The sequence below is a fragment of the Phenylobacterium sp. genome (genome assembly GCF_022402485.1).
In the GTDB taxonomy this organism is placed as follows: Bacteria; Pseudomonadota; Alphaproteobacteria; order Caulobacterales; family Caulobacteraceae; genus Phenylobacterium.
This window is the reverse complement of sequence record NZ_JAKRSA010000018.1, coordinates 188627-209476: the sequence shown is the minus strand read 5'-3', so window position 1 is coordinate 209476 and position 20850 is coordinate 188627. Positions and strand designations below refer to the sequence as shown.

At 67.0% G+C, this 20850-nt stretch carries 19 protein-coding genes and 2 tRNA genes; 13 read left to right on the top strand and 8 right to left on the bottom strand.

The window, feature by feature from the left end:
- Positions 1-107 precede the first annotated feature (107 nt).
- Both MH112_RS07080 and MH112_RS07075 read right to left on the bottom strand, forming a co-directional pair.
- Positions 108-181 (bottom strand) — tRNA-Gly (locus MH112_RS07080).
- Between the two features lie 47 nt (positions 182-228).
- A tRNA-Tyr gene (locus MH112_RS07075) sits at positions 229-314 on the bottom strand.
- 140 nt (positions 315-454) lie between these two features.
- On the opposite strand from MH112_RS07075, the gene rlmB reads away from it, so the two are divergent.
- From rlmB to MH112_RS07045, 6 genes are all read left to right on the top strand, one after another.
- Positions 455-1237: a 23S rRNA (guanosine(2251)-2'-O)-methyltransferase RlmB gene (gene rlmB, locus MH112_RS07070; RefSeq protein ID WP_296565757.1), complete on the top strand. Its 783-nt coding sequence runs from the start codon at positions 455-457 to the stop codon at positions 1235-1237.
- A gap of 137 nt (positions 1238-1374) precedes the next feature.
- Positions 1375-2511 (top strand): hypothetical protein, encoded by a 1137-nt coding sequence (locus tag MH112_RS07065; RefSeq protein WP_296565744.1) that lies wholly within the window; start codon positions 1375-1377, stop codon positions 2509-2511.
- Positions 2512-2587: 76 nt separating this feature from the next.
- Entirely contained in the window at positions 2588-3316 is a 729-nt protein-coding gene (locus MH112_RS07060; RefSeq protein ID WP_296565742.1) for a TerC family protein, read from the top strand.
- A gap of 59 nt (positions 3317-3375) precedes the next feature.
- Positions 3376-4425: a DUF2157 domain-containing protein gene (locus MH112_RS07055; protein WP_296565740.1), complete on the top strand. Its 1050-nt coding sequence runs from the start codon at positions 3376-3378 to the stop codon at positions 4423-4425.
- Entirely contained in the window at positions 4422-5081 is a 660-nt protein-coding gene (locus MH112_RS07050) for a GDYXXLXY domain-containing protein (protein WP_296565737.1), read from the top strand. Before MH112_RS07055 ends, MH112_RS07050 begins: the two co-directional genes overlap by 4 nt.
- 2 nt (positions 5082-5083) lie before the next feature.
- Positions 5084-6310 (top strand): TIGR03862 family flavoprotein, encoded by a 1227-nt coding sequence (locus MH112_RS07045; RefSeq protein WP_296565734.1) that lies wholly within the window; start codon positions 5084-5086, stop codon positions 6308-6310.
- On the opposite strand, the gene metG is transcribed toward MH112_RS07045, so the two are convergent.
- Positions 6307-8019 carry a methionine--tRNA ligase gene (metG, locus tag MH112_RS07040; RefSeq protein WP_296565732.1) on the bottom strand — a complete coding sequence of 571 codons (1713 nt, stop codon included), beginning with the start codon at positions 8017-8019 and terminating at the stop codon, positions 6307-6309. The two genes, MH112_RS07045 and metG, sit on opposite strands and share 4 nt — an antisense overlap.
- A 195-nt stretch (positions 8020-8214) precedes the next feature.
- On the opposite strand from metG, the gene MH112_RS07035 reads away from it, so the two are divergent.
- From MH112_RS07035 to MH112_RS07015, 5 genes are all read left to right on the top strand, one after another.
- The gene (locus MH112_RS07035; RefSeq protein WP_296565729.1) at positions 8215-9327 is read left to right on the top strand and encodes a polyamine ABC transporter substrate-binding protein; all 1113 of its coding nucleotides are present in this window, start codon (positions 8215-8217) and stop codon (positions 9325-9327) included.
- A gap of 4 nt (positions 9328-9331) precedes the next feature.
- Positions 9332-10525, top strand: coding sequence for an ABC transporter ATP-binding protein (locus MH112_RS07030; protein WP_296565727.1), 1194 nt, complete (start codon positions 9332-9334; stop codon positions 10523-10525).
- 86 nt (positions 10526-10611) lie between these two features.
- On the top strand, positions 10612-11472 hold the full coding sequence (locus MH112_RS07025; protein WP_296565724.1) for an ABC transporter permease subunit: 861 nt from the start codon (positions 10612-10614) through the stop codon (positions 11470-11472).
- Positions 11472-12263, top strand: coding sequence for an ABC transporter permease (locus MH112_RS07020; RefSeq protein WP_296565720.1), 792 nt, complete (start codon positions 11472-11474; stop codon positions 12261-12263). Before MH112_RS07025 ends, MH112_RS07020 begins: the two co-directional genes overlap by 1 nt.
- A 228-nt stretch (positions 12264-12491) precedes the next feature.
- Entirely contained in the window at positions 12492-12671 is a 180-nt protein-coding gene (locus tag MH112_RS07015; protein WP_296565718.1) for a hypothetical protein, read from the top strand.
- Between the two features lie 10 nt (positions 12672-12681).
- On the opposite strand, the gene MH112_RS07010 is transcribed toward MH112_RS07015, so the two are convergent.
- From MH112_RS07010 to MH112_RS06995, 4 genes are read right to left on the bottom strand one after another with little or no spacing between them, the layout of a single operon-like run.
- Complete coding sequence (locus tag MH112_RS07010) at positions 12682-13803, bottom strand: glutathione S-transferase C-terminal domain-containing protein (protein ID WP_296565716.1); 1122 nt, start codon at positions 13801-13803, stop codon at positions 12682-12684.
- Positions 13804-13842: 39 nt separating this feature from the next.
- Entirely contained in the window at positions 13843-15252 is a 1410-nt protein-coding gene (locus MH112_RS07005) for an amidase (protein WP_296565714.1), read from the bottom strand.
- A gap of 27 nt (positions 15253-15279) precedes the next feature.
- On the bottom strand, positions 15280-16431 hold the full coding sequence (locus MH112_RS07000) for a DSD1 family PLP-dependent enzyme (protein WP_296565712.1): 1152 nt from the start codon (positions 16429-16431) through the stop codon (positions 15280-15282).
- An 11-nt stretch (positions 16432-16442) separates the two neighbouring features.
- Positions 16443-17702, bottom strand: coding sequence for a D-arabinono-1,4-lactone oxidase (locus tag MH112_RS06995; RefSeq protein ID WP_296565711.1), 1260 nt, complete (start codon positions 17700-17702; stop codon positions 16443-16445).
- 225 nt (positions 17703-17927) lie between these two features.
- On the opposite strand from MH112_RS06995, the gene MH112_RS06990 reads away from it, so the two are divergent.
- Positions 17928-19361 carry an NADP-dependent isocitrate dehydrogenase gene (locus MH112_RS06990; RefSeq protein WP_296565708.1) on the top strand — a complete coding sequence of 478 codons (1434 nt, stop codon included), beginning with the start codon at positions 17928-17930 and terminating at the stop codon, positions 19359-19361.
- A gap of 9 nt (positions 19362-19370) precedes the next feature.
- Positions 19371-20306 carry a sulfate adenylyltransferase subunit CysD gene (gene cysD / locus MH112_RS06985; protein ID WP_296565705.1) on the top strand — a complete coding sequence of 312 codons (936 nt, stop codon included), beginning with the start codon at positions 19371-19373 and terminating at the stop codon, positions 20304-20306.
- 53 nt (positions 20307-20359) lie between these two features.
- On the opposite strand, the gene MH112_RS06980 is transcribed toward cysD, so the two are convergent.
- Positions 20360-20542 carry a YdcH family protein gene (locus MH112_RS06980; RefSeq protein WP_296565703.1) on the bottom strand — a complete coding sequence of 61 codons (183 nt, stop codon included), beginning with the start codon at positions 20540-20542 and terminating at the stop codon, positions 20360-20362.
- Positions 20543-20850 lie beyond the last annotated feature (308 nt).

Sequence of the window (20850 nt, the reverse complement as noted above, 5' to 3'; positions counted from 1 at the left end):
CAATCGTGCCGATGTTGCAATGCGGCTTAGTGCGTTGGAATTTCTCTTTGGCCATCAGGGTCCTGCCGGCGATGCGCCCGGGGGCGGGGTGGTGAAGGGCGGTGTATTGGAGCGGGTAGCGGGAATCGAACCCGCATCCTCAGCTTGGAAGGCTGCTGCACTACCATTGTGCTATACCCGCGCCGAAGGCAGCGGGGACGCCGCAATACTCCTGTTCGAACCGAGGCGTGGTGGGGGAAGTAGGACTCGAACCTACGAAGGCTGACGCCAGCGGATTTACAGTCCGCCCCCTTTGCCACTCGGGACATTCCCCCGCGCGCTCGGAACCGTCCTGAGCCCTGAACAAATTACCTCCGCCCCGGATTGCGGCCTCTGCTAGAAGCATCGCCAACACGCCGGAACGGGCGGAGACCTGTCCCGGCCTCAAAATGGAGCGCGTCTTATAGTGTCGTCGATCCGGGAACGCAACGCGCCCCGAAACAAGCGTGGAAGCGGGCGAGAAACCCCTTCTGTCACAAGGCCTGAGGGCCCTTCCGCAGCCTGGTTCTGGGGCTGGCACGCCGTGCTGGCAGCCCTGGAGAACAAGGACCGGGAGCCCCCGCAACGAATCCTCGCCACCGCCGAGCGGGCCGCAGACCTCGCCAGGCGCTTTCCCGGTCTGGTTATCGAAACCGTCGATTCGCAGCGGCTGGCCAATCTGTTGCCCGGTGCCGTGCATCAGGGTGTGGCCCTGCGTCCAGGCGAGTTGCCCTCGGTGGAGCTGGAATCCTTCGTCCCCGCGAAGGGTGCAGTTCTGCTGATGCTTGATCAGGTCACCGATCCGCAAAATGTGGGGGCCCTGCTCCGCTCAGCAGCAGCGTTCGGTTGCACAGGGGTGATCCTTCAGGACCGCAACGCCCCACAGCTCACGGGTGCGCTGGCTAAGGCCGCCGTGGGGGCCGTGGACAAGATTCCCGTGGCCCGGGTGGTCAATCTATCCCGTGCCCTCGACCAGCTGGCCGACATGGGCTGGCGGGCTGTGGGCCTGGACGGTGAAGCCGAGCAGTCCCTCGACAGGGCCATGGACGGCTCGCCGACGGTGCTGGTTATGGGATCGGAAGGCGCGGGTCTTCGGCGTCTGGTGGCCGAGCATTGTGATGTCCTGGCGAAGATCCCCATGCCAGGTGGATTTGAGAGCCTGAACGTCTCAGCGGCGGGTGCCATCGCACTTTATGAGGCCTCAAGGCCTCGCCCCTGAGGGGAAGCCGGTTCCCCTCAATCGATTCACGGCTTTGATTTCACCGCCGCGTCGTGATTTGTTGATTAACCTTCCGACGGCGTCGCTGGCGCTGGCATCAACACGGGTACGGGGGACGTCCCATGGCGATCAGGACCTTGCAAAAGATCCTTGGCAATCAGGCGCTGGGCCTTGTCGCAGGCGTGAGCCTGCTGGCGCTGGCAGGCTGTAGCGCGCCGTCGGCTCCCACCGCCCATGGCCGCGACCACTATTCAGAGGCACCCCCCCCACCTGACCTGTTGGGAGAGGCCCCCGGCTCAACGACCCACGGCAGCGGCCTGATGGGCGGACCGCCCGTGGATGTCTACCAGGGCCAGCCCCTTCCCGGGGCTGCACCCCGGCATGAAGGCGTGGTGACCTTCCGCAGGGCCGACGGGATGCTGGTGACCACCATGCGGCCCATCGCCAATCCCGAAGACATGACGCGCGCCGAGCGCCTGCGGGTCTATGGGGAGCGCCCGGTGCGCACCGCCCAAGCCGCGCCCCGCCGCGTCTACAGCTCCGATGCCCGGGTGGCCCCGGCCCCGGTGCGGGCCCAAGCGCCGGTCAGGGCTCAGGCTCCCGTCCGCGCCCCGGCCCCGGTGGCTGCTGCGCCGATCGCGCCGTCCAGGCCGGCCCCAGTGGCCGCACCCCCAGCCGCTGCGGCGCCGGTGGCCAAGCCCCTGCCCGAGCCGACAATGAAGCCCGGGACCGCACCGACGGCCCCAGCGCCTGCGGCAACCGCACCTGCCGCACCCGCCGGTTCGGCCGACGCCCCCAAGGCCGGCGGACTGTTCAGCTTCCTCGCGCCCCTCAAGTTCTGGGACAGGGAGGTTAAGGTGCCCGACGCCGAGGCCGCCGCTCAGAAGGCTGGTGACCTGGCTGGCGAGGCGGCCGATGTGGCCAATACCGCGGCGGCCGACGCCGGTGCCGCCGTGGAGAACCAAGGTGTGTCCACCCGCACCATTCTGCTGGCCCTGGCGGTGCTGGCAGGGGTGCTGATCCTGGCGGCGATCTCGCGTAACGCCGCGGCCAAACGTCGGGAGGCCCAGCGCCGTCGCCGGTTCCAGACCTTCGGCTACGGCTCCGGCACCTCGGCGTTCGGCAGCGAACCCGAGCCGGCCCCGAGCTCTGGCTTCGCCGCGCCCCTGGCGGCCGCCGCAGCAGGTGCGGTCGCGGCTACGGCATTTGCCCATCACCAGGCCGACAAGGCCGATGAAGCAGAAGCTGCCAAGCCTGAGCACGAGCCGGCCTGACCTGGGCCGTCCACTGTTTTGGCGAGCTTGATGATTTAGCGTTGCGGAGAGCGATAACGCGGCGCAATCAGTGAGCATGTTTGAGTCCTTGCTCGCCGAACACGGCCCTGCCCTCTCCGCCCTCTTTCAGGTCCTCCTGATCGATCTTGTCCTGGCCGGCGACAATGCCGTGGCTGTGGGCCTCGCCGCCGGCGCCTTGCCCGCCGAGCAGCGCAAGAAGGCCATCCTTTATGGCCTGATCGCCGCCGTCGTCATGCGGATCGGCTTCGCGCTGATCACCACCCAGCTCCTCGGTATCATCGGCCTGCTCTTCGCCGGTGGCCTGCTGCTGATGTGGGTCTGCTGGAAGATGTGGAAGGAGCTGCGCGATCAGGCGATCGGCGATGAGGCCGACGCAGAGGCCGTGCTGGACGGCGACCCGACCACTGAACCCCGCGCCCGACCGGTCAAGAGCTTCCGCGCCGCTTTTATCCAGATCCTGATCGCCGATCTGTCCATGTCCCTGGATAATGTGCTGGCCGTGGCCGGCGCGGCCCGGGAGCATCCGGGCATCCTGGTCTTTGGCCTGATCCTGTCCATCGCCCTGATGGGGGTGGCCGCCACCTACATCGCCAGCCTGCTGCACAAATACCGCTGGATCGGCTATATCGGTCTCATCGTGGTGCTTTACGTCGCCCTCTCCATGGTCTGGGAAGGCCACCGTAACGCCGTGGTGAAGCTCGACTGGACCGCATCATACAATACGGTCATGCCGGGCTTCCTGGACATCTCGCCGGACGAGGCGGCCGAGCACCGCCTGCACTAAACCTGGGTGAACGGCCGAGGCGCTCCGCCTCCAGCCCAGCTGATTGAGGAAGCCCGAGGATGGCGGCCTATAAGGCGCGGCTCAGTGAAGACCTCGATCGCTGGATCGCTCAGGGTCTGGTGGCCCCTGACTCGCGCCAGCCGATCCTCGACAGCGTGGCCGACGCCCGACGGATCGACGCCGGCGTCGCCCTGGCGGTGATGGGTACTATCCTGGCCGGACTGGCGGCCATCGCCTTCGTGGCGGCCAACTGGGACGCCATTCCCCGTCTGGCGCGGTTCGCCCTGATCCTCACCCTGTTCGCCGGGGTCTGCGCAGGCGCAGGCTGGGCGGCCCTGAAGACCCGTCCCCTGACCCGGGATGTTCTGCTGGGCGTCGCGGCGCTGATCTATGCCGCAGCCATCGGACTGACAGGCCAGATCTTTGACCTGACCGGAGATCCCCAAGCCGCACTGCGGGGCGCTGGCTTGGCGGCGGCGCTGTTAGCCTTGGCCGGTCGGGCCAATGCGGCGGCCATTGTCGCCCTGGCCCTGATCGCCCTCGGAGATTTCGCCGGGCCTGCGGGTCTGCTAGGCCTCGACCTGCGCTGGCTTGCAGTGGCGGCACCAGCCGGGGTCGGACTGGCCCTGGCTTGGCGCAGCCGCAGTCTCGCCCATCTGGCTGGACCAGCCCTTGTGGTGGGGTGGCTGTTTGCCACCTCAGACATTCTACCGGTGGGCTATCTCGCCCTGGCCGCCGCCTTTGCCCTGGCGGCCGGCGCCAGCCGGTGGGCGAACGAAAAGGCGGTCCGACCGGCCGGCGTCATCTATGCCTGGATGGCGGTCGGTGCCCTGGTGGCCTTCGCCGCCGCCGGCCTGTCGAGCGAGAGCTTCGGCGTGGGCCATCGCCTGGCCTGGCTGGTGGTCTCCGGTGCCGTCATCGCCCTGGGCCTGCATGATCGCACGGGCGCGGTCACCGCCGCAGGCGTTCTGTCCATCATCGCCGCGGTCAGCGCCATACTGATGGATCTGGGCCTGGGCCTGATGACCGCCGCAGGGGTCTTCGCCAGCTGCGCGGTCCTGGCCTTGGTCACCGGCACCCTCTTGCGTCGTCGGAGGGTTGGCCCATGAGACCCTTCGCCAGCCCCAGAGCCCTGGCCCTTCGCATCGGTGCCGTGGCGGTTCTGCTCGTGCTTGCCCTTATCGCCCTGCTGGTCCGTGAAAACGCGGCCCGGGCCAGCGGCCAGGAGGTCCGTCTGGCCATGGAGGCCTTCGATCCCCGCAGCCTGTTGAGCGGCCACTATGCCGCCCTGCAGATGGTTCAACGCCTGCCAGACGGCGCGGAATGCCCTCCAGACCTAGAGGCCCACTACAGTGGTGATGAGAGCTGGGTCGCCCTCACCCCGGGCCCCGACGGCGCTCACCTGGTAACGGGAGGCGGCGCAAGCCGGGCAGATGCCTTGAAACTTGGTCCAGTAGTGGTCCGGGGCGAAGCACACTGCCGGCAGGATATCACCCCGCCTGGACCGCCGCCGCCAGATGCCGCCGCAGAGACTGCCCCCAATCCTGTGGCCGAGACGCGACAGACCATCGTCACCCTCGACATCGGTATCGACCGCTTCTATGCCGATCAGGCGCAGGCTGAAGCCCTGGAGGACTCTCTCCGGGACCAGGGACAGGCCGGCGCGCCACCGGCCTTCGCCATCGTCTCGATTGGCCGGGACGGACGTGGACGCCTGAGGGGCGTCGAGGTGGGCGGGACCCGCGCAGATCTGAACTGGTTCTAGACATGAGCGACCCCAAGACGCTGGCCGTCGCCGTCATCGGCGGGGGACCAGCTGGGCTGATGGCCGCCGAGACCCTGGCGGCGGCAGGCCTGTCCGTGGCGGTCTATGAGCGGATGCCGAGCCTTGGGCGACGCTTCCTGATGGCTGGCCGCGGCGGGCTCAATCTCACCCATTCCGAATCCCTGGCAGCATTCAAGACCCGCTATGGTGCTGCAACTGCCGCCCTCGACCCTCTGATCGAGGCCTTCACGCCGGAGGATCTGCAGGCCTGGGCCACGGCCCTGGGCCAGGAGACCTTCGTGGGCTCCAGCGGTCGGATCTTTCCCCGGAGCCTGAAGGCCTCGCCCCTGCTGCGAGCCTGGATCGGCCGGCTGGGCGAGGCCGGCGTGCAGTTTCATACGCGCCACGACTGGACCGGTTGGGCGCCGGACGGCGGCCTGACCTTCGCCACACCGGATGGCGAAGTCGTCGCCCATCCCTCCGCCACGGTCCTGGCCGTAGGCGGGGCGAGCTGGCCAAGGCTCGGGGCCAATGGCGCCTGGGCTAAAACTCTCGCCGCCGAAGGGGTGCCCCTGGCAGCCTTCGCCCCGGCCAATGTGGGGGCCAAGGCGGCCTGGAGCGCCGATTTTGCCGTCCGTTTCGCCGGTGCCCCGCTCAAGGCCGTGGCCCTGACCATTGGCGAAACCACCCTGCGCGGCGAGGCCCTGGTGACCGCCTATGGCCTTGAAGGGGGCGGGATCTATGCCCTGACTCCAGCCATCCGTAGCGCCCTGGCCGGACCTGAGCCCGCCCGCCTGCACATCGACCTGCGCCCGGACATGCGCCGGGGCGACCTGGCCTCACGGCTGATCGGCGGCCGGTCAGGCGACAGCCTGTCCAACCGCCTGCGCAAGATGCTGAAACTCTCGCCTGTAGAGATCGCCCTGCTGCGCGAGGCCTTCGGCGCCGACCTGCCCCGCAGCCCGGTGGGCCTGGCCGAAGCGATCAAGGCCGTGCCTGTTCGCCTGACAGGCCTGATGGGGCTGGAGCGGGCCATTTCCAGCGCCGGCGGACTGAAGTTCGAAGGACTGGACGCGCGGCTGATGCTGCAGGCGCGGCCTGGGGTTTTCGCCGCCGGTGAAATGCTCGACTGGGAGGCCCCTACCGGCGGCTACCTTTTGCAGGCCAGCTTCGCCACCGGCGTCGCCGCCGCAAGAGGCGCGATCAACTGGTTGGCTGAACGGCCCTAGGCCGCCTCAGAACCGCCAAACCGCTCACGCCATTCCTCGACCTGAGCATCCTCGATCTTGCGGAAGAGGACTTCAGCCGAGGCCACGGCCTGGCCAGGCACCACAGCCGTCAGGAGGTCCTCATCGGCCCCAGGCCAGGACAGCTCAGTGGCCCCCACGGTGGCGGCAATCCGACCCGCGGCTTCCGGCATGAACGGTGCCGTCACCCGGGCAAACAGCGCCACAAGGCTGAGACCCGTCCGCACGGACATCGCCGCCTGATCCCGGTCGGTCTTCAGGGCCGTCCAGGGGGCGGCCTCCTGAAGATATTCGTTCCCCAGGACCCACAGCGCTCGGGCGGCCTGGGCGGCCTTGCGGAACTCCATGGCCTCGAACTCGGCCGTCAGGGTCGCAAGGCCCGCCTTCACATCGGCGGCGAGCTTTTCTTCCCGAGGTCCCGCCACGCCGCCTTCTGGGACGACACCGTCGAATTTGGACTCTGTGAACTTGACGATCCGGTTGACGAAATTGCCCAGCACGTCGGCCAGATCCTTATTGGTCGTCGACTGGAACTGCTCCCAGGTGAAGGCCGCATCGGAGTGCTCTGGGCCATAGGCCGTCAGGTGCCAGCGCCAGTAGTCGGCCGGCAGCAGCTCCAGGGCCTGATCCATGAACACCCCACGCCCCATGCTGGTGGAGAACTTGTCGCCGTACCAGTTGAGCCAGTTAAAGGCCTTGAGCTGGTCTACGGTCTTCCAGGGCTCGCCGGAGCCCAGCAGGGTTCCAGGGAAGCTGACGGTATGGAAGGCGACATTGTCCTTGCCCATGAACTGGACATAGCGGACGTCCTGCGCTCCCTCGTCCAGCCGCCACCAGGACCGCCAGTCGCCGCCTGTGGCCTCGGCCCATTCGGCTGTCGCACCAATGTATTCGATCGGGGCGTCAAACCAGACATAGAAGACCTTGCCCTCCAGGCCAGGACGGGAGGCGCCGTCAGGCCCGACCACCGGCACGCCCCACTGCAGATCCCGGGTGATGCCCCGATCGATAAGACCTTCGTCCAGGTGCTTGTAAGCGATGGACCGCGCCAGGGGCTGCCACGAGGGTGACCTCTCGTCGATCCAGGCGCGGATCGTGTCGGCAAGCTTGGTCTGCAGCAGATAGAGGTGGCGGGTGTCGCGGACCTCCAGGTTCCGGCTGCCCGACACCGTCGAATAGGGTTCGATCAGGTCGGTAGGGTCCAGCAGCCGCCCGCAGCTGTCGCACTGGTCCCCACGGGCCTTGGGATAGGCGCAATGGGGGCACACGCCTTCCACATAGCGGTCCGGCAGGAAGCGGGCGTCATCGATCGAGTAGATCATCCGGTCCAGGCGTTCCTCGACCAGGCCCTGCGCCTCCAGGGCGTGGGCCAGATGCTGGGTCAGACCCCGGTTGGCGGCGCTGGAGCTACGGCCGAAAAAGTCAAAGGACAGATGGAAGGCCGCGCCAGCCTGCTTTTGAATCTCGTGCTGCTCATCACAATAGGTGCGCACGTCCTGACCGGCGGCGGCCGCCGCCAGCTCGGCCGGGGTGCCATGCTCGTCGGTAGCGCAGACATAGAGCACCTCGTGGCCCTGGGCGCGCTTGAACCTGGCCCAGACATCTCCAGGCAGCATAGACCCAGCCAGATTCCCCAGGTGCTTGATCCCGTTGATGTAGGGCAAGGCCGAGGTGATCAGGATGCGGGACATGGGTCTGCGCGCTCGTGGCTCTTCAGGGTAATGAGGGCGGGCTTATATGGCGCCGGGACGACGAAGGCCATCGGGCCGCGCAAGGTGCCAAGCCGAGCTGCAAAGATCGCTTCCGGTGGGTCCCACGACGATTGGGGTCTTAACCCCTGCGCCATCGGCCTTATAAGCAGATCAGGGATGCTTCAGGAGAGCAGGATGCAGGCTTGGGGTTTGAAGACGGGACTGGCTGCGGCCAGCGTGGCGGCCTTGCTGGGCCTTAGCGCCTGCGGTCAGGGCCAGAGCGCCAATGACACGGTGCGGATCTACAACTGGTCCGACTATATCGACCCCCAGCTTCTGGAGGCCTTCACCAGCGATACCGGGCTGAAGGTGGTCTACGACACCTTTGATTCCAACGAGGTGCTCGAAACCAAGATGCTCCAAGGGGGCATTGGCTACGACGTGGTCACGCCCTCAAACCACAACATTCCGCGCTATATCCAGGCTGGCGCGATCGCCGAGCTGGACCGCTCCAAGCTCACCAACATTGGCAATCTGTCGCCGAAGATCATGGCCTATATGGAACCCTTCGATCCGGGCGGCCGCTACACCATTCCCTATATGTGGGGCACCGTCGGCATCGGCTTCAATCCGCAGAAGGTGGCCGAACGCCTGCCTGGCGTGACCATCGATTCGTGGGACGTGCTGTTCAAGCCTGAGAACATCGCCAAGCTGGCCGACTGCGGGGTCCACTTCCTGGACGCCTCGGAAGACATGTACGCCGTGGCGCTGAACTATCTGGACAAGGACCCCAACTCCACCACCGTGGCGGACTATGAGGCCGCCACCGAGATGCTGATGGCCGTGCGCCCGTCGGTACGCAAGTTCCACTCCTCAGAGTACATCAACGGCCTGGCCAATGGGGATATCTGCGTCGCCATCGGCTATTCCGGCGACATCTTCCAGGCTGCGGCCCGGGCATCAGAGGCCGGTGCGGGCGTCGAGGTGGACTATGTGATCCCCAACGAAGGCAGCCAAGTCTGGTTTGACGTGTTCGCCATTCCGGTGGACGCGCCCAATCCGGATGCGGCCTACGCCTTCCTGGACTTCATGCTGCGCCCCGACGTGATCGCCACGGCGTCCAACTACACCGCCTATGCCAACGCCAATGAACCGGCGACCGCCCTGGTGGATCCTGAGGTTCGCGATGACCCGCGCATCTATCCCAGCGACGAGGTGATGGCGCGCCTGTTCGTCACCACCGCCAAGGGCCAGGAGCTGGTCCGCGAGGTGAACCGGCTCTGGACCCGCGTCCAGACGGGCCAATGACTCCTTGGACCTTGACCAGGGCCGCAAGGATCACCTCGGGGTGAACGGCAAGCCGAGACTGAACATCGGCGCGGTGCGCTCGAGTTTCGCACCCTGGGCCGACCCCTCGGCCAAGCCCCTGGTCCGTTTCGACCAGGTGACCAAGCGGTTCGGCAGCGAGACCGCCGTCGATGCGGTATCGCTGGATATCTATGAGGGGGAGTTCTTCGCCCTGCTCGGCCCGTCGGGCTGTGGCAAGTCGACCCTGATGCGGATGCTGGCCGGCTTCGAGACGCCTGACCTGGGTCGCATTACCCTGGGGGGCGAGGATCTGGCTGGCCGGCCGCCGCACCTGCGGCCAGTGAACATGATGTTCCAGTCCTATGCCCTCTTCCCGCACCTGACCGTAGCTCAGAACATCGCCTTTGGCCTTCGCCAGCAGAAGAAGCCCAAGGACGAGATCGCCGCGCGGGTGGATGAGATGCTGGCCCTGGTGCGGCTGGAGGGCCTGGCCCACCGCAAGCCTGACCAGCTGTCGGGGGGACAAAAGCAGCGGGTGGCTCTGGCCCGGGCCATCGCGCCTAAGCCGCGCATGCTGCTGCTGGACGAGCCGCTCGGCGCCCTGGACCGTAAGCTGAGGGAAGAGACCCAGTTCGAGCTGATGGCCCTGCAGCAGCGCTTAGGCATGACCTTCCTGATCGTCACCCACGACCAGGAGGAGGCGATGATCACCGCCGACCGGATCGCGGTCATGCGGGCCGGCCAGCTGGCCCAGATTGGCCGCCCGGCGGAGGTCTATGAGGCACCCAATTCCCGCTACGTGGCCGACTTCATTGGCGATGTGAACCTGTTCGAGGCCAAGGTCACCGAGGACGACGGGGACATCATCCGTCTTGTGAGCCCCGAAGCGCCCGACGGCCTGGAGGCCATTGAGGACGACGAGATCGCCCTGGGTTCCACCGCCTGGCTGGCGGTGCGCCCGGAGAAGATGCGCGTGCACCTCGATCCCCCGCCGTCGGGGCCAAATCGCCTCGAGGGGACTGTGGCCGACATCGGCTATCTGGGGGACTGGACCACCTATCTGGTGGAGCTGCCCGGCGGACGGACCATCCGGGCGGCCCGGGCCAATGCCGCCCGGGTGGTGGACCGCCCCGTCGACTGGGACGACAAGGTCTGGCTAACCTTTGCGCCTGACTCCGCCGTGGTTCTGACCCGATGAGCGTGACGGGCGCGCCGCGCCCGCGTCGCCCCTGGAAGGGCCTGGGACGCCCCAGGGGTCAGCCCAGCTCAGAGGCCCGCGCCGCCTTGGCCCCCTTCCTGTGGCTGGCCGTCTTTTTCCTCATTCCATTCCTGCTGGTGGCCAAGCTGTCCCTGTCGGACGTTGTCTTGGCCATCCCGCCCTATGCCCCGCAGCTGGACTGGTCGGACGGACTGCCGGGCCTGATCGCCTTTGTCCGGGCGCTGGATTTCGAGGCCTATGCCCGGATGGGGCAGGATGGCCTCTATCTGGCGGCCTATCTCTCCAGCCTGAAGTTCGCCGCCATAGCCACCTTCATCCTGCTGCTGGTGGGCTATCCGCTCGCCTATGGCATGGCCAAGTGCCGGCCGACCGTGCGCCAGGCGCTCTTGATGGCGGTGATCCTGCCTTTCTGGACCAGCTTCCTGATCCGGGTCTATGCCTGGATCGCCATCCTGAAGCCCGCCGGCCTGCTGAACATGGCCCTGGAACAGATCGGCCTGCCCCCGGTGGACATCCTGAACACCGATACGGCGGTCTATATCGGCCTCGTCTACGCCTATCTGCCCTTCATGGTCCTGCCGCTCTATGCGGTGCTGGAGCGGCAGGAGGCCGGTCTGCTGGAAGCCGCCGCCGATCTCGGCTGCACACCGTTCCAGACCTTCTGGCGGGTGACCTTCCCCCTGTCCCTGCCCGGTGTGGCGGCTGGGGCCCTGCTCTGCTTCATCCCCATGGTCGGGGAGTTCGTGATCCCTGACCTGCTGGGGGGCTCGGGAACTCTGATGCTCGGCAAGACCATCTGGACGGAGTTCTTCTCCAACCGCGACTGGCCGGCCGCCAGCGCGGTAGCCATCGTGCTGCTAGCGACCCTCGTCATCCCCATCCTGCTGTTCCAGCGCCAGCAGACCAAGATGATGGAGCAGCGCTGATGCGGCGGGGTCCCAGCGCCTTCAACATCGCCGCCATCGTGCTTGGCATGGGCTTCCTCTATCTGCCCATCGTCCTGCTGGTGATCTATTCGTTCAATGAGAGCCGGCTGGTCACCGTCTGGGGGGGCTTTTCCACCCGCTGGTACACAAGCCTCTTTCAGAATGAGCAGCTGTTGGCGGCCGCCTGGGTGACCCTGCGGGTGGCGTTTGTCTCGGCGACGCTCGCCACCATCCTGGGGACCCTGGCGGCGCTGGGCCTTGTGCGGGCCGGCCGCTTCCGGGGGCGCACCCTGTTCTCCAGCATGACCTATGCGCCGCTCGTCATGCCCGAGGTGATCTTAGGGTTGTCGCTGTTGCTGCTGTTCGTGTCGGTGGGGGTGGCCAGGGGCTTCTGGACGGTGATGATCGCCCACACCACGCTCACCCTCTGCTACGCCACCGTGGTGGTGCAGGCCCGGCTGGTGTCCTTTGACGAAGCCCTGGAGGAGGCCGCCCGGGATTTGGGCGCACCACCCTGGAAAGCGTTTACCCTGGTGACCCTGCCCAATATCGCACCGGCCGTGGCAGCCGCTTGGATGCTGGCCTTTACGCTCTCCCTGGACGACCTGGTCATCGCCAGCTTCACCTCAGGCCCTGGCGCCACCACCCTGCCGATCCGCATCTACAGCGCCGTGCGCTTAGGCGTCAGCCCGGAGATCAACGCCATCTCCACCCTGCTGATCGGTCTGGTGGCCACAGGGGTCATCGCGGCCTACCTGCTGAACATGCGCAGGCGGACGCCAGGGCGCTGATGTGTCATAGGTGGGGTGGCCCTGGAGTCGGGGGTCCGTCACGCCCTGTTGACCGATGAAGCCGCCGCCCAAGAGACTGTCTGACCTGAAAGCCCCGGCCCCGCCGCCTGAGGTCTATGCCCCGCCCAAACCTCGGGTCTCGCGCCAGAAACCCGGCAAGGTGCTCACGCCTGCCGAAAAGGCTGCCTTCCTCGCCGCCCGTCCTGACCTCAATGCTGGACCGAAAAAATGAGCGACTCCCCCGCCGATGACGGCCCTGCAGGCGAAACCTCGATCCAGCGCGCTTTGCGGTTGAAGAAGGCCGCCCTGGACGCCAAGCCGAAACCGCCCCGGGGCGGGCGCTTCCAGCGCGAACAGGCCGCCGCCCATCAATCGTCATCCAAGTCCAAGCCCTGGATGGGCCGCTAGGACCTGGCAGTCAGGGCCGCGCCCAGACCTCGATGTGATTGCGCCGGTCCACCCGGGCCTGCCGGGCTTGGCCGAGACATCCCAGCCCTGAGCGGGTCAGCAGGTCGTCGGCCCAGATCCGATCTGCGCCGGCCAGCGAGCCAAGGGCGGTTTCCGTCCTCTGGACCATGTAGAGCAGATAGGGCTGCACCCCGACCTCGTCGGGAACCCCACGATAACGGCTGGGGGTCACGCCGAGCGTCCGCTGGTGCGGCTTGGGACTGACCGGATCGCCATCGGCCGGGGCCAGGCGCAGGTAATGGTCCTCTAGCCAGGCGAGCTTGGCGGCCAGTTCCGCGCCCATCTCGGCCCCCATTTCCGCCACGATCGCTTCCAGGCTCGTGGGAACTTCATCGGCTGGCAGCCAGCCGTCTGCTGCCGGCAGGTCGAGAATGTCCAGGTCCGGCGCATGCAGACGCTCAATCCAACGGAAGGTCGCCGGTGCCTGGCGCTTCATGATGTCGGCCGGTACGGGGTCCCGACCCAGATGGGCGAACAGCGGCCCGAACAGGCCGTAGTCCCCGATACTGGGCCGGCCGCCCAGCAGATAGGGATGGACCGACAGGTGGGCTTCCAGGGCGGCCAGCAGGTCATGATAGCCCTGCTCGATCAACGGGATGGTGTCGGGCCGCACGCCCAGGCCCGGCAAGTAGCTCTGCATCTTGCGCATGGCGCCACGGCTGGGATCGTCCTCGGCGCCCGATACGCCGAAGGCATGATCCAGAAACGCGCCTTGGACGTCGTAGTAGCTCCACCGGTAATGCATAGCTGCGCGCAGCAGTCCCTGGGAGCCGAACAGCTGGAACAGGTGCGCCAGGAACAGGTGGCGCGGGCGGTCAGGATAGGCGCTCAGCGCCGTGCCGGCCGCCTCGACATGGTCGATGATGTCGACGCTATCCTGGACGATCTGGCCCTCAGGCGTGACCAGCACCGGGATGATCGAGCGGCCGATGGCCGGCATAACCTGCTGGCGGAACTCCGGCTCGCGGGCGGACCGCTCGACAAAGGCGACGCCGGACTTGCGCAGATAAGCCCGCGCCGTGCCGGTATAGAGCGAGTGCGGCAGGCCGTAGAGGATGTGCGGTCGAGTCATTTCGACACGATACGCGCCAATTCTCCCGACGTCATGGGGTCAGAGCGGGGCTAAACGGTCAAACCACGGCTGCGCCTGTTCCAGCTGGCTCGCCAGACGCAACAGCCTCGCCTCCTCGCCCATGGGGGCGACGAACTGCAGGCCGATGGGCAGGCCCTCTTGGCTCCAGGCCAGGGGCACGCTCATGGCCGGCTGTCCGGTGTTGTTGAAGGCCTGGGTGTTGCTCATGAACGAGAACAGACGGCGGGCGTACTGGCTGAGGTCCTCGGTCAGCCAGCCCACCGGCGGGGGCGGCCGGCCGGTGGTGGACAGAAGCAGGATGTCATAGTCGGCGAACAGGCCGGCCACTGCCCGACCAAAGGCGTGGACGACCGCGACCGCCTGGACGTATTGCGGGGCCGACAGCTCGCGGCCGCGGCGGTAGCTCATCCAGGTGGTGAACTCGACCTCATCCTCGCCGATGGGCCGGCCGCGCCGCTCGGCCTCAGCGTCCAGGGCGGCGGCGACGCTGGCGGCGATGATCACCCCGGCGGCTTGCGAAAGGGCCGCGCGATCACCGGGCAGGCTGGCCTCCTCCACCTGATGACCGAGACGCTCGCAGAGGCGGGCGGCGTCGCGGACGGCCTCGGCGCACTCGGGGTCCAGTTCAGGACTGGCGAGGGAGGCGGTGGTGAAGGCGATGCGCAACTTACCGGGATCGCGGCCGACCTCCTGGGCGAAAGGCCGCTCTGGCGGCGCCAGGAAGTAGGGATCGCCCACCTGGGGCTGACAGACCACGTCCAGCAGGGCGGCGCTGTCGCGCACCGAGCGGGTGAGCGCATGTTGCATGGAGGCGCCGGCCCACCCCTCCCCTGCCGGGGCGAAGGACACCCGTCCCCGCGACGGCTTCAGGCCGAACAGGCCGCAGGCCGCCGCTGGAACGCGAATAGAGCCGCCGCCATCGCTGGCGTGGGCACCAGGCACAATCCCCGCCGCCACCGCCGCCGAAGCCCCGCCGGACGAGCCCCCCGGCGTATGGTCCAGGTTCCAGGGATTACGGCTGGCGCCGAACAGCGCGGGCTCTGTAACCGGCGCCAGGCCGAACTCCGGCGTATTGGTCTTGCCGAAGATCACCAGGCCCGCCCGGCGATAGGCCGCCACGATGGCGCTGTCGGCCTCGGCGCGGGCGTCCTTGAAAGCCCGCGACCCACCGGTGGTCACCGTGCCGGCCAGCTGGGCACCCAGGTCCTTGAGCAGGAACGGAACGCCAGCGAACGGCCCTTCGGTCGCGCGGGTCAGCTCGCCGCGGGCGAAGTCAGAAAGGTCCTGGGTGATGGCATTGATCTGCGGATTGACCGCCGCCGTCCGCGCCAGGGCCGTCTCCAGCAACTCAGCGGCCGAAACCTCCCGCCGGGCGACGAGCCCGGCCAGGGCGGTCATATCGTGGCGGCGATAGTCCTCGAACCTCATGGGGCGTCTCCTGGTGGCGTTTCGGACCTAGCGGCTGCGGCCCCGGGCGCTGACGGGCCAGATGTCGGCCAGGGTGTCGGCCCGGACCACGTGGTAGCTGTCATAGAGGTTCACCGTGGGATCGCAGTGCGGCACCGCCAGAGTCACCAGGTCGGCGAGGCTCAACCCTTCGGAGATCCCCGGCGCGATCACCGCCCCATGCTCATCGCCCATGAAGGCGAAACGCGCGCCCTCAGGCGCCCCGGCCACCACCTGGGGCGGGGCAGCGTCAGTGGAGAAAGCCTTGAAGCCCGCATCCACCGTCACCAGCATCGGGCTGTTGGCGCTGACGACCCGGGCGTCCACGAACAGGCTGCGCTCGTAGGGCGAGACGCCGTCCTCGGTCAGGGCGCAGGCTGAATACTGGTCATCCATGAACACATAGGAGCCCACCTGCCATTCGGTGAACACGCCGAGCTCCTGATCGATGCGATGGGTGCCCGTGCCGCTGCCGGTGACCACGGGGGGCGGCAGGCCCGCCGCCGTCAGCGCCGCAAGGGTGGCCGCCAGGGCTTCGGTCTGGGCGACAATGGCAGCCTTGCGTTCGGCGTAGGACTCGATGTGCTGCTCACGGCCGCAGTACTTCTGCACCCCCTTATAGGTCAGCCCCGGGGCGGCATCGATCTGGCGGGCGAGGTCCACGGCGGCGGCGTCAGAGGCGACCCCGGTGCGGCGGATACCCGGGTCGATATCTACGAAGACCCCGAGCGGACAATCTGGCGACGCCGCAGCGGCCAGGGCCGCTACGTTGCCGGGATGGTCGGCGACCACCGACAGACCGGGGCTGCGGGCATTCAGGGCCATCAGGCGGGCGATGGCTGGGGCTGAGACCACCGGCGAGGTGATGTGCAGATTGGCGATGTCGCCTGCCGCCAGGGCCTCGGCCTCCCCCAGCTTGGCGCAGCACAGGCCAAAGGCGCCGGCCGCCACCTGCCGGCGGGCAACATCGACGCTCTTATGGGTCTTGGCGTGTGGCCGCAGTCGCACCCCAGCCTTGGCCGCAAGTTGCGCCATCGCTGCGATGTTTCGCTCCAGGGCGTCCAGGTCGAGGACCAGAACCGGGGTGTTGAGGGCGCGGCGAGACCCCTGCTGACCGATCAGATGGCCATGCAGGCGACGGTCGTCGGAAAGAGCGGACATCGGCGTTCTCGTCAGCTGAACAGGTCGGCGAGGTGGGTATTGAGGAACTTGCCGGTGGGATCAGTCCGTCGGCGCACCTCGCGGAACCGCTCAGCCTGGGGGTAGAGGATATCGACCTCCCCGCGGCTCAGGAAGTGGCGCTTACCCCAATGGGGCCGCCCACCATGGGCGCGGAAGATCGGCTCAGCTTGGCTGAACAGGTCGCGCCAGGGCATCTTGGCGTACTGGTGCATGGAGATCGAAGCGCCCGGCCCCTTGTTGAACGGGCTGATCCAGATGTCGTCCCCCGCCGCCCAACGGAACTCGAAGGGAAAGGCCACAGGACGCCGGGTTTTGCGGATCCAGGTGATGGCTTCGCGCAGGGCGGGCAGGCCAGCCGCCCTCGGCAGTTCGTACTCCATTTCCTCAAAGCGGATGTTCCGGGTCGAGGGGAAGATGCGATAGGCCGGTCCTACCTTGTGCACGTCGCCCGAGGCACCGGTGACAAAGCGCTGGATCGGACCGGCCAGGAACGGGAAGGCCTTGGTCATGTCACAGCAGAAGCGGAAGGTATCCTCCTCGTTGCTGGGTTTGCCCCGGGGCGTATCCTCAGCCTCGATGGGATGCAGGGTCTTGACGATGGCGTCATCCGCATAGGGAAAGACGAAGAATTCCGCATGGCGGTGGCGTTGGGCCAGATCGTCGAAGTTCTCATAGACCCAGGCCATGGGCTTCTTTTCGACCCGCTCCTCCAGCTTGTAGGCGGGGAGCACATCGATCGTGGCGGCCACGGCCACGCCGAACAGGCCCAGAGACAGGCGCTGAGCCTCGAATAGATCGGGGTCCTGGGTTCGGCTGGTCTCCACCAGGGCACCATCGGCCATCACAGAGCTGAAGCCCCGGACCATGGTCGACAGGCTCCCCAGATCACGGCCAGTGCCGTGGGTGCCCGTGCCGAGCGCTCCAGCCAGGGACTGGGGATTGACGTCCCCCTGATTGGCCAGGGACAGGCCCTCATCCCAGAGGGCCTTGGTCAGGCGCTTCAGGCTCCAGCCGGCAGGTGCCGTCACGGTCTTTCGGTCCGGGGCGATCACCAGTTCGCCCTCCAGCTCCGACAGGTTCAGCAGCAGACCATCGGTCTCACACAGCGGGGTGAAGGAGTGCCCGGCCCCCACCACCCGGACCTTGGCGGCACCGCGCACCAGCGCCTGTAGTTCTGCCACGGTCTTGGGCTGTTCGAATTGGGCCGGCGCCGCGCGCACGCTTCCCGACCAGTTGGACCAGTCCGCCATCGTCCCCCCCATTTAGCCAACGCCCCATGCTCAGGTCGAAGTCGCCAGCCTGACCCTACTGAACCTGATTGCCGCAGGTGCCGTCCAGGGGGGCGGCGGGTTTTTCCCGTGGCCAGCCCCAGATGATTGCCAAGCCTCATCACGGGTATGGCGACAATCAACGACGGATATCCTCCGCGAGCCCTTAAACCCGGCTGAGTTGAAGCCGAACTTGAGGACCCAGACATGGACCTAACTCTGACCCCTATCACTGTCGCCCACGGCGACGGCGTCGGCCCGGAGATCATGTCGGCCTGCCTGCGCATCCTTGAGGCCGGTGGCGCACGCCTGGCACCTGAGTTCATCCCCTTGGGGGAGACGGTCTGGCGGGACGGCCACAGCGCCGGCATTACGCCCGAGGGTTGGGCAAGCCTGCGGCGGACCGGGGTATTCTACAAGGCCCCCGTGGCCACCCCCCAGGGCGGCGGCATGAAGTCGCTGAATGTCACGATCCGCAAGAGCCTGGGCCTCTACGCCAATGTGCGGCCCTGCACGGCCTATGCGCCCTTTGTCGCCACCCGGCATCCGGCCATGGACCTGGTGATCATCCGGGAGAACGAAGAAGACCTCTATGCCGGCATCGAGCATCAGCAGACCCAGGATGTGGTCCAGTGCCTGAAGCTGGTCAGCCGGCCCGGCTGCGAGCGGATCGCCCGCTACGCCTTCGAATATGCCCGCAGCCAGGGGCGGCGGAGGATCACCTGCATGACCAAGGACAACATCATGAAGTTGACCGATGGTCTGTTCCGCAGGGTGTTCGAGGAGGTCGGCCAGGACTATCCAGAGATCCTTCAGGATCACATGATCATCGATATCGGTGCCGCCCGGATCGCCGATAGCCCCGAGGCCTTTGATGTCATCCTGACACCCAACCTCTACGGGGACATCATCAGCGACATCGCCGCCCAGGTGGCGGGCTCGGTGGGCCTGGCGCCGTCGGCCAATATCGGCACCCGCTGCGCCATGTTCGAGGCGGTGCATGGCTCAGCCCCGGACATCGCCGGTCAGGATGTGGCCAATCCTTCAGGCCTGCTGCTGGCGGGTCTGATGATGCTGAACCATGTGGGCCAAGGTGAAGCCGCCGCGCGGATCCACAATGCCTGGCTCAGCGCCATCGAGGATGGCGTCGGCACCCCGGACATGGTGCGGGACCACGGGGCCTTGGGCACCCAGGCCTTTGCCACCGAGCTCATTGCCCGCATGGGACAATCCCCGCAGCAGCTACAGCCTGCCGCGCCACGGCGGACGCCGCCTGCGCCGATCTCCAACCACGCTCCGGCACCCCGGGCCGAGAAGACCACCATTGGTGTCGACCTGTTCATCGACTGGCAAGGGGACGTGAACAGCCTCGCCGCCCGGCTCAAGACCCTGGAACAGGGGCCCCTTGAACTGCGCATGATCACCAATCGGGGGGTCAAGGTCTGGCCTGAAGGCCTGCCGGAGACCTTCTGTGTCGATCACTGGCGGTGCCGCTTCATGAACGGCGGCTCGGCCATTCCCCTGCGGGACATCGCCGCCCTTACCCTGCGGGCGGCTGAGGCTGGCCTGGAATTCATCAAGACGGAGAACCTCTGCGCCTTTGATGGCCAACCAGGGTTCAGCCTCGGTCAGGGACAGTAGGGCGCGCCCATGACGCCCCCCACCACACCGACCCACCCGTCCATCGACCTGCCGCCACATCTGGCACGGCTGGAAGCCGAGGCGATCCACATTTTCCGCGAGGCGATCGCCGGGGCTGAGCGGCCGGTGATCCTGTTCTCCGGGGGCAAGGACTCCACGGTTCTGGCCCACCTGGCCGCCGCGGCCTTTTACCCCTCGCCGCCCCCAGCCCCCCTGCTGCACATCGACTCCACCTTCGAGTTCAAGGAAACCCTGACCTTTCGGGACCAGTTCGCCGAGGCCTACGGATTCAAGCTCCTGGTGCGTCACAACGAAGACGGACTGCGGGCCGGGGTCAGTCCCTTCACTCACGGCTCAGCCGTCTATACCGACGTGATGCGGACCGAGCCTCTGAAGGCGGCTCTGGACGAGCTGAAGGCCGATATCATTTTCGGCGGGGCCCGCCGCGACGAGGAAAAGTCCCGGGCCAAGGAAAGGGTGGTCTCCATCCGCCAGCCGGGACATGGCTGGGAGCCCAGGGCCCAGCGCCCTGAACTCTGGAGCCTCTACAACACCCGCCTGGGGCCAGGTCAGAGCGCCCGGGTCTTCCCCCTGTCCAACTGGACCGAAAGCGACATCTGGACCTACATCCTGGTGCGGGGCCTGCCCCTGGCACCGCTCTATTTCGCCGCCCTGCGCCCGACGGTCATTCGCGACGACATGCTGCTCGTGATTGGAGATGAGCGCTTCCCCTTCGCTCCGGGCGAGGAGCTGGTGACCCGGACTGTCAGGTTCCGCACCGTGGGCTGCTGGCCGGTGACCGGAGCGATCGAGTCCGAGGCCGTCACCACCTCTGAGATTCTCATGGAGACCCTGGCTGACCCCCGCTCTGAGCGACAGGGCCGGATGATCGACCGGGATGAAGGAAGCTCGCTGGAATCGAAAAAGCGGCGGGGCTACTTTTAGAGCCAGGCGGCCCATGGGGCCGACCGGGGCTGGCGGGCCCCGGTCGGCCGGGCTCAGGCGCGGACCGTGGAGAGTCCGACCTCGGCGAAGAACAGCTGGTCCTTCACCGATAGCTTGCGCCGCTTGAGCTCTCGGATGCGTTCGATGTCAGGATGGGCACGGCGTTCTTCCCGCCGGATCTCATGATCAAGCCAACGGTGCTCGTTACGCAGCCGGTTCATTCGGACGTAGTTCATGACATGGGCTCCTCGACGTTTGAGGGTGCGCCCGACAACGCTGGGGTCTGGAGATTGGGGGCTACCATTGACCCCATCACGCAGCCGGACGCACCCGCTGCAGTCCGACATCGCAACCCTTTAAGGTCGCCAGAGGGGCCCGGACCGCAGACCGATGAGACCACAGCCACTGACCCGTTCAAGCCAAACCGACATGTCTGTTGCTCATGGTGATGATGAGAGACGCGGTCACCCCCGGGCTGCCCAGGGTCGCTTGCGTAAAAAGACCCTGCTGCTAGGCTGGAGACGAACCCTCGAAGAGGGGTGAT